12 protein-coding genes and 2 tRNA genes are annotated in these 14,792 nt (G+C 50.0%); 12 read left to right on the top strand and 2 right to left on the bottom strand.

The features are described from left to right. The first annotated feature begins 66 nt into the window (after positions 1-66). The 3 genes from M1D61_RS15840 (at position 67) to M1D61_RS15830 (ending at position 3,091) form a co-directional block, all read left to right on the top strand. Positions 67-1,611, top strand: a complete 1,545-nt coding sequence (locus M1D61_RS15840; protein ID WP_458119619.1) for a 2-isopropylmalate synthase — start codon at positions 67-69, stop codon at positions 1,609-1,611. Between the two features lie 77 nt (positions 1,612-1,688). Beyond that, on the top strand, positions 1,689-1,910 hold the full coding sequence (locus tag M1D61_RS15835) for a hypothetical protein (RefSeq protein ID WP_458119618.1): 222 nt from the start codon (positions 1,689-1,691) through the stop codon (positions 1,908-1,910). A 98-nt stretch (positions 1,911-2,008) separates the two neighbouring features. Then, positions 2,009-3,091, top strand: a complete 1,083-nt coding sequence (locus tag M1D61_RS15830; RefSeq protein ID WP_458119617.1) for a hypothetical protein — start codon at positions 2,009-2,011, stop codon at positions 3,089-3,091. 130 nt (positions 3,092-3,221) lie between these two features. On the opposite strand, the gene M1D61_RS15825 is transcribed toward M1D61_RS15830, so the two are convergent. Then, positions 3,222-4,202: an aldo/keto reductase gene (locus M1D61_RS15825; RefSeq protein WP_458119616.1), complete on the bottom strand. Its 981-nt coding sequence runs from the start codon at positions 4,200-4,202 to the stop codon at positions 3,222-3,224. Positions 4,203-4,681: 479 nt separating this feature from the next. Here M1D61_RS15825 and leuB point away from each other — a divergent pair, with 479 nt between their 5' ends. From leuB to M1D61_RS15780, 9 genes are all read left to right on the top strand, one after another. Then, on the top strand, positions 4,682-5,764 hold the full coding sequence (gene leuB / locus M1D61_RS15820; protein ID WP_458119615.1) for a 3-isopropylmalate dehydrogenase: 1,083 nt from the start codon (positions 4,682-4,684) through the stop codon (positions 5,762-5,764). 292 nt (positions 5,765-6,056) lie between these two features. Then, the gene (locus tag M1D61_RS15815; protein WP_046212954.1) at positions 6,057-6,461 is read left to right on the top strand and encodes a hypothetical protein; all 405 of its coding nucleotides are present in this window, start codon (positions 6,057-6,059) and stop codon (positions 6,459-6,461) included. A 152-nt stretch (positions 6,462-6,613) separates the two neighbouring features. Further along, the gene (locus M1D61_RS15810) at positions 6,614-7,636 is read left to right on the top strand and encodes an AAA family ATPase (protein ID WP_458119614.1); all 1,023 of its coding nucleotides are present in this window, start codon (positions 6,614-6,616) and stop codon (positions 7,634-7,636) included. Next, complete coding sequence (locus M1D61_RS15805; protein ID WP_458119613.1) at positions 7,637-8,743, top strand: DUF58 domain-containing protein; 1,107 nt, start codon at positions 7,637-7,639, stop codon at positions 8,741-8,743. Positions 8,744-8,770: 27 nt separating this feature from the next. Continuing rightward, positions 8,771-10,168 (top strand): DUF4129 domain-containing protein, encoded by a 1,398-nt coding sequence (locus M1D61_RS15800; RefSeq protein WP_458119612.1) that lies wholly within the window; start codon positions 8,771-8,773, stop codon positions 10,166-10,168. 105 nt (positions 10,169-10,273) lie between these two features. Further along, positions 10,274-11,242 (top strand): aldolase catalytic domain-containing protein, encoded by a 969-nt coding sequence (locus M1D61_RS15795; RefSeq protein ID WP_046212950.1) that lies wholly within the window; start codon positions 10,274-10,276, stop codon positions 11,240-11,242. A 242-nt stretch (positions 11,243-11,484) separates the two neighbouring features. Then, positions 11,485-11,558: transfer RNA gene (locus M1D61_RS15790), tRNA-Pro, on the top strand. Between the two features lie 13 nt (positions 11,559-11,571). After that, a tRNA-Gly gene (locus M1D61_RS15785) sits at positions 11,572-11,642 on the top strand. Positions 11,643-11,832: 190 nt separating this feature from the next. Next, positions 11,833-13,509, top strand: a complete 1,677-nt coding sequence (locus M1D61_RS15780; protein WP_458119611.1) for an ATP-binding protein — start codon at positions 11,833-11,835, stop codon at positions 13,507-13,509. Between the two features lie 304 nt (positions 13,510-13,813). Here the strand turns inward: M1D61_RS15780 and M1D61_RS15775 are convergent, their stop codons facing one another. After that, complete coding sequence (locus M1D61_RS15775; protein WP_458119610.1) at positions 13,814-14,407, bottom strand: RBBP9/YdeN family alpha/beta hydrolase; 594 nt, start codon at positions 14,405-14,407, stop codon at positions 13,814-13,816. Positions 14,408-14,792 lie beyond the last annotated feature (385 nt).

Below are 14,792 nucleotides of genomic sequence, written 5' to 3'. Positions count from 1 at the left end.
AGGTATATTCATTACTTGGGGAATATGGAATTATTTTTTTACCTATAAAAACAAGGAGGTGCGATAATGCGTAAAATTTATATTTTTGATACTACGCTGAGAGATGGGGAACAATCGCCAGGGGTTAATTTGAATACCCGTGAGAAAGTGGAGATTGCTCATCAGCTTGAGCGTTTGGGTGTCGATCGTATTGAAGCCGGTTTTCCTGCGGCATCGCCTGGAGACTTGGCAGCGGTTAATGCTGTGGCACGTGCAGTGAAGAATGCGAGTGTTATTGGACTGTCGCGTTCCAGAGAGCAAGATATCGATGCGGTACGCGAGGCGCTGAAGGGGGCGCAAGATCCGTGCCTACATCTGTTCCTGGCGACTTCACCGATTCACCGCCAGTACAAATTACGCATGGAAAAAGAGCAGGTCAAGGATACGGCACGTTCGGCGATCCGTTATGCGCGCAAATATTTTGATAAAGTGGAATTTTCGCTCGAAGATGCGGGTCGCACCGAGCTGGAGTTTGTCGCCGAGATGACGAAGATGGCGATTGAAGAAGGCGCTTACGTGGTCAATCTGCCGGATACGGTCGGTTACCTGTCTCCTTATGAATACGGCAATATTTTCAAATATGTCAAAGAGAATGTACCCGGTGTGGAAAAGGTACAGTTGAGCGCACACTGTCATGATGACCTGGGGATGGCGACAGCCAATGCGCTGGCCGCGATCTTGAACGGGGCGGATCAGATTGAAGGTACGATCAACGGGATCGGCGAACGCGCCGGTAATACAGCGCTGGAAGAAGTGGCTCTGGCTCTGGAAACGAGACAGGACTTTTACCAGGCGAAGACGTCCTTTACCCTGTCCGAGATTGCCCGTACGAGCCGTCTCGTCAGCAAGCTGACCGGTATGGTTGTGCCGGGCAACAAAGCGATTGTCGGTGCAAATGCGTTTGCGCACGAATCCGGCATTCACCAGGATGGTATGCTCAAGGAAAAATCCACGTATGAAATCATGACGCCGGAGACGATCGGGTTCAAAGAGAGCAAGCTGGTCATGGGCAAGCATTCCGGCCGCCATGCGTTCCGGGAGCATCTGATCGAACTGGGCTTCGAACTGGATGAAGATGCGATCAATACCGCTTTTGCCAAGTTCAAAATACTGGCGGACAAAAAGAAAGAAATTACCGAGGATGATCTGTTTGCACTGCTGGAAGAGCGTCTGGCCGATGCGCCGGAATTCTTCCAGCTGGATTCCCTGTTTGTGTCCTTTGACAGTGAATCGGTGCCGGTTGCCAAAGTACGCCTGACGACAGCCGACGGCGAAGTGCGTTACGAAGAGTCCAGCGGCAATGGTGCAGTGGATTCGATCTACAACGCGATCGACAAGGCCTCTCAGGAAGATGTAACACTGGCGGACTACTCGATCAAAGCAGTTACCCAGGGCAAGGATGCACTTGGTGAAGTGCATGTCGCATTAACCCAGGAAGGCATCACTGCCCAGGGACGCGGCGTTAGCACGGATATTCTGGAAGCGAGTGCCCGCGCCTATGTGGATTCGCTGAACCGTCTGGTTGAGAAGCGTAAAACCTATGGCAGACGTGATAATATCAGCATGATCTGATCATGAATCTGTAATATTTGGAATGAAAATATAAAGTGAAGTATGTATACGATCCCCTCAGGTTGGAACAACGGCAAATGATTCTGTTTATGGAATCAGCTGCTGGTTCTCTGAGGGGATTTTTGCGATACTTGGTTGAGGTTGAGGTTGAGGTTGAGGTTGAGGTTGAGGTTGAGGTTGAGGTTGAGGTTGAGGTTGAGGTTGAGGTTGAGGTTGAGGTTGAGGTTGAAGCAGAAGCACAAGCACAAGCTAATTATTTATATGAACTAAATGGAAATCGAAGTTGTGAAAATGCCTGATTTTTTACCTTTATAGATGAACCCTTAAAAAAGCTGGCTGTTTAATCAGGTACCCAGTCAGTCTTTTGAGGGCCACATTGATAAGGGAGGAATTACTAATGAGAGACAGTGGACGTGATTTGACGATTGAAGCAGTGGATACAACAGGTGTAGCGCAGTATGATATCGCTTCGGCGACCCGGGGTGGTACACGCCGACTAATGGTTAGCGACAACCCGGAGACACTGAGCGAGACGACTTTTCCGGTGCGTCAGGGAACACTGTGGCATGATGTGGTGCGCAGCAGCAGTGGCACCATTACCCATCGAGTGTTCGGATGGCATTATAATGTGCTGACAACGCCGGTCAAAGTAGGGATTACCGTGGAGAACCGGGCCAATCATGGCGCGCTTCGTATCGAAGATGTCACTCGCGAGTATCGTATCGGTGGTGACGAAGTCAATTGGATTACGGATATCGGAGGCAGCATTTCCCGGGCGATTCTGGCAGATACGACAGATGACCATACGCCCAACGCCGCACTGATCAAGCAGCAGCAGTCCGGATTGATTGAGGAATTTATTATTCCGCCAGGCAAGCTGCTCGGCTTTACGTATGACTTTACCGTGAAAAGTACAGACAGTGGAGAGATTCTGTATACCGTACGGACAGCCGCTTCCCGTGATACCGCTTATGACCTTACTTTGATCAAAGACGCTCCGCTGCCGCCGGCTCCGCAGGCACATCCGCGTGGCAACTGGACGTTCTCGGAGACCAATGCGGTAACCCCAACCTATACGGTTGGCAGCAGCCGTGTCATCTATCCCACAGCTGCCAAGGTGAAAAAAGACGGCTCGCTGCCAGCGGATCAGCTGTTCACGGCTGCAGCCAGTGAGCTGCCGGAACTGTCGCTGGATAACCGGGCACAGTTCGGCGCCATCTACAATGTCACCGTACCGGTATCCAACCCGGGCACCGAGAAACGAACCGTTCAGATCTCGCTCAATCCGCGCGGCGGAAGCTATGGTGGTGCGGTGCGTATCAATGATACTGTGTATGGAGTACCTCTCATGCGTACCAACAAGCAAAAAGCGCCGGTCTATGTAGCGAGCGTCCCGCCCGGCAACAGCAAATACACGTTCAGCCTGATGATCGCCGGTGCGTCTTCGACGCCGCTTGGTATTCTGGTAGAGACACTGTAATCGGCTTGCCACGCATCATCCGCTGGTGATAAAGAGAAAGCATAAATATAAATTCAAAGCAAAAGCCCCTGTGGATGTGATACATCCGCAGGGGCTTTGCTGATCATATATTCGGATCGGTATCGTGCATTTACCAGGCGTAAGCCTTTGGAGCGGCGCCGCCAGGACCGGGGAAAATCTCATCCAAACGCTTCATGGTGGATTCATCCAGCTTCACATCCAGTATACGCAGTGAACTCTCAAACTGCTCGGATGTACGAGGCCCGATAATCGGTGCAGTTACTGAAGGATTTGCCAGTACCCAGGCCAGAGCGACCACATCCTGAGGCTCACCCAGCTCTTCACAAAGAGAAGCGAACTGTTCCAGCTGCTGTGTATGCTTTTCTACGCGCTCGGCATTGCCGCCGCTGCGGGAACCTTCGATTTTCTTGAGGGCATTGCGTCCGAGCAGTCCGCCATCCAGCGGGCTCCATGGAATGACGCCCAGTCCGAGTTCTTTGGAAGCAGGCAGCACTTCCAGTTCCGGCTCACGGCAGAGCAGGCTGTATTTGTGCTGTTCCGAGACGAGACCGAGGAAATGGCGCTTCTCTGCTTCCTTCTGGGCAATCGCGATATGCCAGGCGGCAAAGTTGCTGGAGCCGACATAGCCGATCTTGCCCTGCTGAACCGCTACTTCAAAAGCACCCCACAGTTCATCCCAGCTGATTCGTGAATCTTCATGGTGCATCTGGTACAATTCCACATGATCCGTCTGCAGGCGCTTGAGCGAGCCTTCCAGATGACGGCGGATTTTATAGGCGGACAGTCCACCTTCATCGTTGGGACCATCGGTTTCATCGTGCATTTTTCCGTATACTTTGGTTGCCAGTACAACTTTCTCCCGGCGGCCTCCACCCTGTTTGAACCAGCGTCCGATAATTTCTTCGGTAGCGCCAACTCCTACTTTGAATCCGTATACATTTGCAGTATCAAAAAAGTTGACACCTGCATCCAGAGCAGCGTCCATAATGCGGAAAGATTCTTTTTCGTCGGTAACCGGTCCGAAGTTCATTGTGCCCAAACAGATCCGGCTGACTTTCAAGCCTGACTTGCCAAGATATGAATATTCCATTATCGTCCACTCCTTTGATTGGTTGGATACGATGATCCAACAAGGTTTCGGTAATATTCTATTCCTCTTGGACAGCAAGTTCAAATCTGGTTAACCAATATATGGTATTAATGACTATAACTATATCGGGCATAACAATAACGAACTTTAAAAGATGTATAACGATACATCTATCTCCACAACGATCACCCGCAGTATATGGATTACGACAATAGTTTGATTCCTGTAATGATCCATATGAAACGGATCACTCTGCGTTTATTCAGGAGTACCATTCACCCTGTGCCAGTTCTTAATCAATCATTCTAAGCATTCCCTGCTCTATAGGTTATGCCTATCAGCGTCATAGTTTGTATATCTTGGCGCATACCTGACATGTGTGTTAAAACTGAATATAAGCAATTCGTGAAGAAGAGAGATTCGTTTTCCAACTATTATGCTGATGCGGATTAACCGCTGAACAAAGGAGAGTTATATACATGGCAGACGTCAAAAAAATCGCAGTCATCGCCGGTGATGGAATCGGACCGGAAGTTGTAGCCGAAGCGGAAAAAGTACTGAGAAAAACCGAAGAGGTATTCGGCTATTCCTTTGAGACCGAGCATGGCCTGTTCGGCGGAATCGCTATTGATGAAAAGGGTACACCACTGCCTGAAGATACACTGCGCATTTGCAAAAGCGCGGATGCCGTACTGCTGGGGGCTGTAGGCGGACCAAAATGGGATAACAATCCCAAAGAGCTGCGTCCCGAGACCGGACTGCTTGGTATTCGCAAGGAACTGGGACTGTTCTCCAATCTTCGCCCGGCAGTTGTATTCGACTGCCTCAAGGAAGCTTCCACGCTCAAGCCGGAAGTGCTGGAAGGCACAGACCTGATGGTGGTACGAGAGCTGACCGGAGGCATTTACTTCGGGGAGAAGCTGAGAAGACAGGGAGCCCATGGAGAAGAAGCGGTAGATACCTGTGTGTATAATGTAACCGAGATCGAACGTATTGCCAGACAGGCATTCGAGATTGCCCAGGGACGCCGTAAAAAACTGGCCTCTGTCGACAAAGCCAACGTACTGGAGACTTCACGTCTGTGGCGTGAGACGGTTAACCGCATTGCACCGGAGTATCCGGATGTGGAGCTGGAGCATGTGCTTGTAGACAACTGCGCGATGCAGCTGCTGCGCCGCCCTTCCAGCTTTGACGTGATCGTCACCGAAAATATGTTTGGGGACATTCTGAGTGACGAAGCGGCAATGCTGACCGGTTCGATCGGCATGCTGGCTTCGGCTTCACTTGGTGAAGGAAGCTTTGGATTGTATGAGCCGGTTCACGGTTCGGCGCCGGATATTGCAGGACGGGGTCTGGCGAATCCGATTGCTACCATTCTGTCGCTGGCGCTGATGTTCCGTACTACTTTTGGATACAGTGAAGCGGCAGATGCGATCGAAGCAGCGGTAGCGGGAGTGCTGGACGAAGGTCATCGTACAGCGGATATCGCTGTCGACAAGAGTAAGGCACTGTCCACCACGCAAATGGGCGACCTGATCGTGGCAGCCATCCGCAAAGCCTGATTGTTGCGCTGCCAGAGCCCTTCGTAGAATGCGAACATTGCAGCCGGACAGCCGGTGCCAGTCAATAATCTGCCAGCACCGGAATACGGTTAACAAGCTAATTTGTACCTGTTTTCACCTGCGTAAATTAACCCCTTTATCTCCGTATTTTACGAATAAAGGGGTTTTGTCTTACCCGGAAAAGGTGTAAAATGGAGATAGGCTGGTTAATAATCTTTCACAAACATGGATTTAACATTGATGCGAAGTCGCTTTTTACGATTATAGAATCATGTCTGGAGGGAGAACTACGATGAGCTTTTGCTGTGGCGGCAGTATGATTGGAACGAAAGGGACCCTCAAACATTTTCGAACCCAGGTTCACAATGTTCCTCTGCTGGTGTGCCCGGTGTGTGAGCGTATCGAAGTGCATTATAAAGTCGAGAATGAGTACGAGATTCTCGCGGAATATGCACATGATGACGGTACACCGGAGATCGATTTTCAGGATTATGTGATGGAAGACGATGACACCATGTTCGAGAACTGCGTGAATGTGGAAGAGGATGACCCTGTAGATATGGTACAACGGCAGATCGACATGAGCCTGGACCTGCTGGCAGTAGCCAAGGAAATTAAGGATGAAAAGTGGGAACGTGATTTGAAAAGACGTCTTGCCGTAATGAGTATGCGTCGTTCGCGTCTTCAGCATAAATAATAGAAGAGAGCCCAATGTACGGCGATATCCACGCTGTGCGTACAACTCTCTACCGAAAAGAGCAGCCGGTCAAAGGCTGCTCTTTTTCATTTGCACCGGTATCGTTGTATGATAGGGAAGTGTGTGATTTACATAAGAAGGGATGAAGCCTCATGATACCGATCAACCAGGTACAACGTATCGCTGAACGTCTGCAGGAAGAGATAGGCAGGAAAATCGTAGGCAAGCAGCATGAAATTCAACTTCTGCTGACCGCCCTGTTCGCATCGGGTCATGTGCTGATGGAGGACGTGCCGGGGACCGGCAAGACGATGCTCGCCAAGACACTGGCTGCATCGATGAACTGCCGCTTTCAACGTGTCCAGTTTACACCCGATCTGCTGCCGTCGGATCTGACCGGCGGGAACTTTTATAATCAAAAAGAATCCGAATTCATGTTCCGTCCGGGGCCTTTATTTGCCCATATCGTACTGGCGGATGAGATTAATCGGGCTACACCCCGTACCCAGTCCAGTCTGTTGGAATGTATGGAAGAGAAGCAGATCAGCATCGACGGTATCAGTATGAAGCTCGAAGATCCATTTATGGTGATCGCTACCCAGAATCCGGTGGATAACCAGGGCACCTTCCCGCTGCCGGAAGCGCAGATGGACCGTTTCATGCTGAAGCTGTCGCTCGGTTATCCATCCTCTGGTGAAGGCGTAGAGATTCTGAGACGGTCGCTGGATAGGGCAGACGCCAAACTGGAATTTGCCCATACTGCCGATCCCAATGTTCAAATCAATACATCCAGCAGTACAGATGCACAGGTAACGAGGGAGCAGATTATCGAGACCCGAAATATATGCCGTCAGGTCAGAGTACATGAAGATCTGCTGGATTACATGGTCCGAATCGCTGAAGCTACGCGTGAACATCCCGAGACGGCTCTCGGTGCCAGCCCGCGCGCCACCCAGGCACTGCTGCACGCAGCGCAGGCTTTTGCAGCCATTCAAGGGCGAGACTACGTGCTGCCGGATGATATCCGTACGCTGGCACCACCAGTGCTCGCTCACCGGCTGGTCTTCCGCAGCAGACATCATAATGGACCAGAGCAGGCCCGGCAGCTCATTCAGTCGATTTTGGAGACGGAGCCGGTGCCGACAGAGAATGGTATAGAAAGCAGTGTGAAATAAATGGAACTGTTCTGGCTCATGTTGGTCGCTGCCGTCATGATTGTGATTCAGGCGCTGTTATTTGGCAGACGTTCCCTCACACCTATTCATTATGAACGCAAGCTTTCCCGTAACCGCTGTCATGTTGGTGAACCGGTTGAGATGATTGAGATACTGGAAAATGGACGCGTGCTGCCGCTGCCCTGGCTGCGTCTGGAAGCGATGCTGCCGATGGCATTTCAATTTGCCGGGACGACCGATACGGTCATCAGCGAAGGGACGGTATATCAGAACCACAACAGCCTGTTCAGTCTGGGACGGCGTACCCGTATTGTGCGTAGCCATCATATGGTCTGCAGGCAGCGCGGCAGCTTCCGCATGGAGAGTGCACTCATGACGACCGGAGATTTGTTTGGACTGGCCCGGGTCAGTCGTCCGGTACAGGTGCGGATGCAGATGATGGTATATCCTGCTTATGTGCCGCTGAATCATATGCCGGAAGCTTACCGGAGCTGGCAGGGAGAAATCGAGACACGGCGCTGGATTAACGAAGATCCTTTCCTGATTACTGGGGTGCGTGAATACCGCAGTGGTGATCCGATGAATCAGGTGCACTGGCGGGCGACTGCACGTACAGGTCAGCTGCAGGTGTTCCAGCATGGTTACAGCGCCGATCCGGAAGTGATGATTCTGCTGAATATTGAGTTGAGCGAGCAGATGTGGAGTATTGTGACCGAGCCGATCGTAGCCGAGTATGCGATCAGCTGTGCCGCAACCGCCGCCGCCGACCTGATCGGCAGAGGGATGAAAGCCGGTTTTGGACATAACGCGATCATGCCTTCCGAAGATGAAGCCGATGCGCGGCTGTGGCCTGCCTATGGCAGCGAGCAGCTCACTGTCATTTTGCAATCAATGGCCGAGCTGCAGCTGCGATTACGCCAGCCATTTCCCCAGTTTCTGCGTACACTGCTGCCCGAAGACAACGAGCAAAGGCTGGATATTCTGATTATCACTCCGCATTATTCGGAAGCGATGCGTACCGAAGTGGAAAGGATCGAACAGGCGGGTTCCAAAGTCAGCATTCTGCCGATTCCCGGTGTGGAGGAATTGAAAAATGCGGCAAGGTAAGCTGCAATTATGCAGGGAGGTGAAGCGATGACGGCACATCCACGAACCACATTGCCGGTAAGGCACCGACTGGTGTGGCATGCCATACATATTATAGCGGGCATGGCAGCAGTCTATCCGCTCATTCTGCTGCTGGATGTATACGGGCTGCGCACCCAGCAGCCTGCCGGCTGGCTATTGATTCTGCTGTCGATGGCAGGGCTCGGAACGCTGCTGCGTACTGCCGGACAAGCAAGAGCATCCGGCTGGAAATGGATCATCAGCCTGGTGATCTATATGATGCTGACTGCAGCAGCCCTAGTGTGGCTCTATAGCGAGTCGGGCGGCATGCCGCTGCTTATCACCGCTGTGGTGCTGGGTGCAGCAGCAATGCTCTATGGTATTGTGCTGGCGGAGGGGCAATGGGATCGGGTATTTCCACTAAAATGGCAAATGATCCTGCTCGGGGTGACCTGGATTGCCTATGTGGCAGCAGGACATGCCGGCGGACTGGATGAGGTGCGCGGATCGATCTATGCCGCAGGTGCCATCAGCATCTTTTCCATTTTGTTCCGTCTCGGTTCCCAGCAGATTGGCAGTATTGCTTTTGAAGAAGGGTTTTCCCTGGCAGCGCTGCGTGCCGTAATCCGTCGCAGCCGCAGTTGGACCTGGCTTGTGGTGATCCTGATTGCGATTATCGGCGGCAGCAGCCAGCTGTCTGCTGCACTGCGATGGCTCTGGCACAGATTGGTACAGCTGCTGTCATCAGATGTAAAGCCTCAGCTGTCACAGCCTACCGAACCGGTGAATCCGCCCATGCTGCCGCCGATGGACCTGCCAGAATCAGACAGCAGCTCACTGAACCCGTTAATTCTGGAGAGAATTGCCCAGATTGTCATGCTGCTGGCGCTGGCTGCTTTTGCCGGCTGGCTGGGTTGGATGCTGTACCGTCTGATTCGCAAATATGCTCCCCGGCTGTCCCGCTGGCTCGCCAGTCTGTGGGGAGGTGTACTCGCAGAAGATGCAGCCGAACCGAAAGGCTACACCGATCATACGGAAAAAATACAAAAGCCGCTGTCCCCGCGCCGGCGCTGGAACCGACGCAGTGAACCAATACCATCCGATCCATCCGGCCGGGTACGTTATCATTACAGACAGTTGCTGAACAATGCCCGCAAAAAAGGCATAACTGTAAATGTCGCAGATACACCAACGGATATTGCCCGCAGGTTGTCCCCATCAGTGGAAAGTTCAGTTTCGGATCAGCATCGCCTGCAGGGCATTCAAACTGAACAGATCCGTACGTCCAATATCCAGACACAGCAGATCCGACTGTCCAGCGTGCAGCGTCTGATCGACTGGTATAATGATGTGCGCTATGGCAATCATTCTGTCAGCGAAGAAGAACTGCAGCAGTGGGAACAGCAGCAGAAACATCCGAAATAGTTGATTTATTCAATTGATGCGTTAAAGCATGTGAGAATTTTCTTTACTTTTCAATTCCGTGTACAGTATTATGGAGAGAATGAAACGGCTGAAAGGAGATTAACAATGAAACTCAACCACTGCAAAATTGTTGACTGCACGATTCGCGATGGAGGTCTGGTGAATAACTGGGATTTCAGCGTTGAATTTGTACAAGATTTGTATAATAACCTGAATGAAGCAGGCATCGATTACATGGAGATCGGCTACAAAAACTCTCCAAAACTGCTTAAAGGTGCAGAATCTGCAGGTCCATGGCGTTTCCTGGATGATGAGTTCCTGCGTACCGTTATTCCTCATAAAGGGCACACCAAGCTGTCTGCACTCGTCGATATCGGTCGTGTGGATGAAGATGATATTTTGCCGCGTGAAGAGAGTATGCTGGATCTGATCCGTGTAGCCTGCTACATCAAGGATGTCGACAAGGCCCTTCAGCTCGTTCAGACGTTTCATGACCGTGGTTACGAGACAACCATCAACATTATGGCATTGTCCAATGTAATGGAAAATGAACTGCTTGAAGCATTTGAACTGATCAAGGAAAGCGTAGTGGACGTGGTCTATATCGTAGACAGTTACGGCAGCCTGGACTACAAGGACTTCATTTACCTGGTAGACAAGTTCAAGACGAATCTGCCAAACAAACGTCTGGGTGTACACACCCATAACAATATGCAGCTGGCATTTTCCAACACGCTGATTGCTGCGGATAACGGTGTCGAACTGCTGGATGCCTCCGTATACGGCATGGGCCGTGCAGCAGGTAACTGTCCGACCGAACTGCTCGTTACCCATCTCAAGAACACCAAGTACACACTTCGTCCGGTTCTGGAAGTTATCGATAAGCATATGATTCCATTGCGTGAAAAAGAAGAGTGGGGCTACCTGATTCCTTACATGATCACCGGCACACTCGATGAGCATCCACGTTCGGCGATGGCGCTTCGCGCTTCCGAAGACAAAGATAACTCCGTTGATTTCTACGACAAGCTGACTACACCGGAAGTAAGCTTCGAGAAGTCTCCCAAAGGCTGATTTCAGCATTGAAGCATAACTTTATCCCGGTAGAGCAAAGAAATGTTTGATACACTGCAGCCGGTCTTTCCTGAAAAGGGCAGGCCGGTTTTTTGCTATGGAAATCAGGAAAGTGAACGGTATATTTATCAATCCGGATCATTTTTCAGGTATGCTCGATGTAAAATCTGCTTGCCAAATAAATGTGAATATGGTATATTAGATCCTGTCGTTAAGAAATAATATTCCTTAACTACTGACTTCGGGATGTAGCTCAGCTTGGTAGAGCACCTGGTTTGGGACCAGGGGGTCGCATGTTCAAATCGTGTCATCCCGATACTGATATTTATGCGGGTGTAGTTCAATGGTAGAACTTCAGCCTTCCAAGCTGATAGCGTGGGTTCGATTCCCATCACCCGCTTCAAAGCAAAGGTCCTTGCTCTGCAAGGGCTTTTTTTTATATCTATACAGTGTTGCAAGTCTTTTATGCAGATTAAATGATTTTGAGTGACGGAGTTGTTTAACATCTCTATGCTGTCGTCCATCCCATATGCTATTGGTACGTTGTTTTAATATAATCTCCTTAGAAATTCAAAGAAAAAAGGTGGACCATGATCCAAAAATTGTTTTTTGATGATGTTGTGGATGCGGCCAGACATATTACAGATATGCTCAGCAGCATGTTGAATGTAAACACGATATTTGTAGCCCATAATGATGGCAAAACCAATCATATATTAAAAGCGTTTAACAGAGATCAGATTCTGGTGGAAGAAGGGCTTGACCTTCCTCTAAAGGATACCTACTGCGGCCTGGTGTCTCGTAAAGCAGTTTATATTTCGCATACACTGACCCATCCTTATACTTGCAAATTGCCGGTAACAGCAAATACAGGCGATCATTCGTTTATAGGATTTCCGGTACTTTTACAAAATGGAGAATCGTTCGGTACAGTATGTGCGCTGCATACGCCAGGTTATGTATTTTCCAAGTCAGAAGTCAAAACAATGCATTCGATGGCGATCTTTCTATCGTACGTTGTGGAACTGGAGAGCCGGCTGGAGCAGCAAATCGAAATCAATGATGATCTGATTCAGGATCATCAGCAAATCACGGTCAAGCTGGACGATTTCAAGCAGCAAAAGGAAGAAGCCGATCTGCGGCTGCAGTACAAATCGGATACGATGGCAATCTTAAGTCACGAGATCCGCAATCCGCTCAATGGTGTGATCAGTATGGTGGAACTACTGGAGCCGACTCCGCTGAACCTGGAGCAGCGTTCCCATCTGGATATTATCCGCAAAAGCAGTCACACACTGATGGAACTGCTCGACAATGTGCTGGACTTCAGTAAAATGGAGGCGGGGGAAATGCAGGTCGATATGGAGCTGTTTGATCTGCCTGCGCTGGTAGAAGAATCGACCTATCTGTTTGCCGCCAAAGCAATGGAGCAAAATATTGAGCTAATTATGGAGATTGAGGAGAATATCCCGATTCTATACGGTGATACACGCAAGATCCGCCAGATACTGATCAATTTGATCAGTAATGCGGTCAAATTCACCCATAAAGGCGATGTGCATATTCAGGCGCAAGTGCTGCCTGAATCCAATAGCGATGAAGTATCTGTGAAGTTCACAGTCACAGATACAGGGATCGGAATTGATGATCAGCAGCTGGATCAACTTTTTGGTCGATATGCACAGCTGCATAATAATCAGGGGCAGTACGGGGGAACCGGGCTTGGACTGCTCATCTGCAGACAGCTTGTGGAACTGATGAACGGCCAGATTATCGTCTCCAGTATCAAAGGACAGGGATCAACGTTTGCATTTATTCTGACCCTGCCGCGTCATGAGTTTTCTGTACCTGCCTTCCGCCAGCCGATTTTGCAGGGCAAGCGGATGTTGGTTGTAGACGATAACAATAAGGCATTACAATGGATGTCACACCTCGCCGGAGACTGGGATATTCAGCTGTCGCAAACGGACAGGATCGAAGAGATGCTGCAGCAGCTGAAGGAAGGACAGATATTTGACATGATTGTGCTGGATCATGATCTGGTAGCGATGGAGAAACGGGCTGCAAAACGCCAGCAGATCGAACAGCTGCAGAAAACATATGGCATCCCGGTCATTCTGCTCACTTCTGTAGGTATGACGATGGACCCTACCCTGCGAATATGGTCCAAAAGTGTAGTCTCCAAGCCGGTACGCAGGTCATATTTGATGAATGCGCTGATCTTTGCATTGACGGATACAAAAAGCAATACCACTTCTTCTTCCTGAATGTGCTGTCCTTAGAGGAAGATCCAGGGCGGAAGAGTCAAGCATAAAGTTGTTCCAGAGCGAATGAGAATATAGAAAAGCCTGTCTATGGGAATAGACAGGCTTTTTTCTGCAATATTATACTACGGTCGAAATACTACATTACTTATCTTGCTGTAGCAGCGCAATGGTGGATCGTACGATAAACTTGAACCAACTATAATGCGGTATGGATATGGATCCTGCCAGAACCTACTCAACCAGCCCCAAAATAATCAGAGAGCTGGTATCTTGACCGGCTTTGTGCAGATTTGCAAATCAAAGATCAGGAAATGCGTGCGGGTGAAGTCATCAACTGCTGGATAGGCACAGCGCCCGTCAAGGCAAGCACCAGAATAAGCGGCCATGGTCCATGACCGGAAACGGTATTGATATGTCCCATATCGGGAAGCATCAGTACCGGAACACCAAGCTGCTGATAGAATAGAGCCTGCGCCGGCGAGCAGTATTCATCATTGGACGACTGGATAATCAGAGCATCCTCTGCAGCCAATGTGATCTGCTCTGATGGAGGCAGCGGAAAAAAGCTGCCGATTTCTTCCAGAGTGGTATCCGCAGCAGGCGGACAGACGAGCACCACCTGGTGAACACGGCGAACCGGTGCATTGGCCGCATAATGAAGCCACAGCAGGCAGCCAAGGCTATGGGTCAGCACGATCAATTCCTCTTCCTGCGGAATTGAGGCCATCAGTTCATTCAATTCGCCAAGCCATACTTCCTTGGATGGCAGATCATGATCGGGAAAGCGCGGATAATACACTCTATGACCGCGTTCGATCAGCTGCTGGCACAGCCAGGTCTGCCAGTGCTCCGGTCCGCTGCCTCCCAGACCATGCAGTAAAAGATAACTTGTACTCAAATCAGTCCACTCCATTTCATCACCAAAATTATCGGTACAGTATAATTGCAATATGGCTCATTATATTCAATTGGAATGCCTCAAGTCTAATTTAGGCAATCGGGTAATTGGCATTGGTTGCTGTATTTGGTAGAATGGTCTTGTCAGCTTCCAAAGATTAACAGCTGAACAACTCCGCAGAAATGAGAGGTAACCAATTGTCTGATGAAGTAATAATACGAACGTCCCTATTAACTGCAGATGGCAAGCGCAGGCAGACAGCTAATGCGGCTGATGCAACGGGGTTCGTATGTCTTTCTTCATATAGCTATAATGACAATTGGATGGCTCCATACGGAGTATATGTGATCGATACCTGTTATCTTTACAGGTATCGGTGGAATGC

This window comes from Paenibacillus sp. Z6-24 (genome assembly GCF_054161335.1).
The sequence above is the reverse complement of the archived record's forward strand: the minus strand, read 5'-3'. Positions and strand labels throughout refer to the sequence as shown.

Bases quoted from the DNA above. Each gene is read 5' to 3' on its own strand.
- M1D61_RS15800 (WP_458119612.1), top strand. From the start codon at position 8,771: ATGACGGCACATCCACGAACCACATTGCCGGTAAGGCACCGACTGGTG.
- M1D61_RS15795 (WP_046212950.1), top strand. From the start codon at position 10,274: ATGAAACTCAACCACTGCAAAATTGTTGACTGCACGATTCGCGATGGA.
- M1D61_RS15805 (WP_458119613.1), top strand. From the start codon at position 7,637: ATGGAACTGTTCTGGCTCATGTTGGTCGCTGCCGTCATGATTGTGATT.
- M1D61_RS15810 (WP_458119614.1), top strand. From the start codon at position 6,614: ATGATACCGATCAACCAGGTACAACGTATCGCTGAACGTCTGCAGGAA.
- M1D61_RS15825 (WP_458119616.1), bottom strand. From the start codon at position 4,202: ATGGAATATTCATATCTTGGCAAGTCAGGCTTGAAAGTCAGCCGGATC.
- M1D61_RS15840 (WP_458119619.1), top strand. From the start codon at position 67: ATGCGTAAAATTTATATTTTTGATACTACGCTGAGAGATGGGGAACAA.
- M1D61_RS15815 (WP_046212954.1), top strand. From the start codon at position 6,057: ATGAGCTTTTGCTGTGGCGGCAGTATGATTGGAACGAAAGGGACCCTC.
- M1D61_RS15835 (WP_458119618.1), top strand. From the start codon at position 1,689: ATGATTCTGTTTATGGAATCAGCTGCTGGTTCTCTGAGGGGATTTTTG.
- M1D61_RS15780 (WP_458119611.1), top strand. From the start codon at position 11,833: ATGATCCAAAAATTGTTTTTTGATGATGTTGTGGATGCGGCCAGACAT.
- M1D61_RS15830 (WP_458119617.1), top strand. From the start codon at position 2,009: ATGAGAGACAGTGGACGTGATTTGACGATTGAAGCAGTGGATACAACA.
- leuB (WP_458119615.1), top strand. From the start codon at position 4,682: ATGGCAGACGTCAAAAAAATCGCAGTCATCGCCGGTGATGGAATCGGA.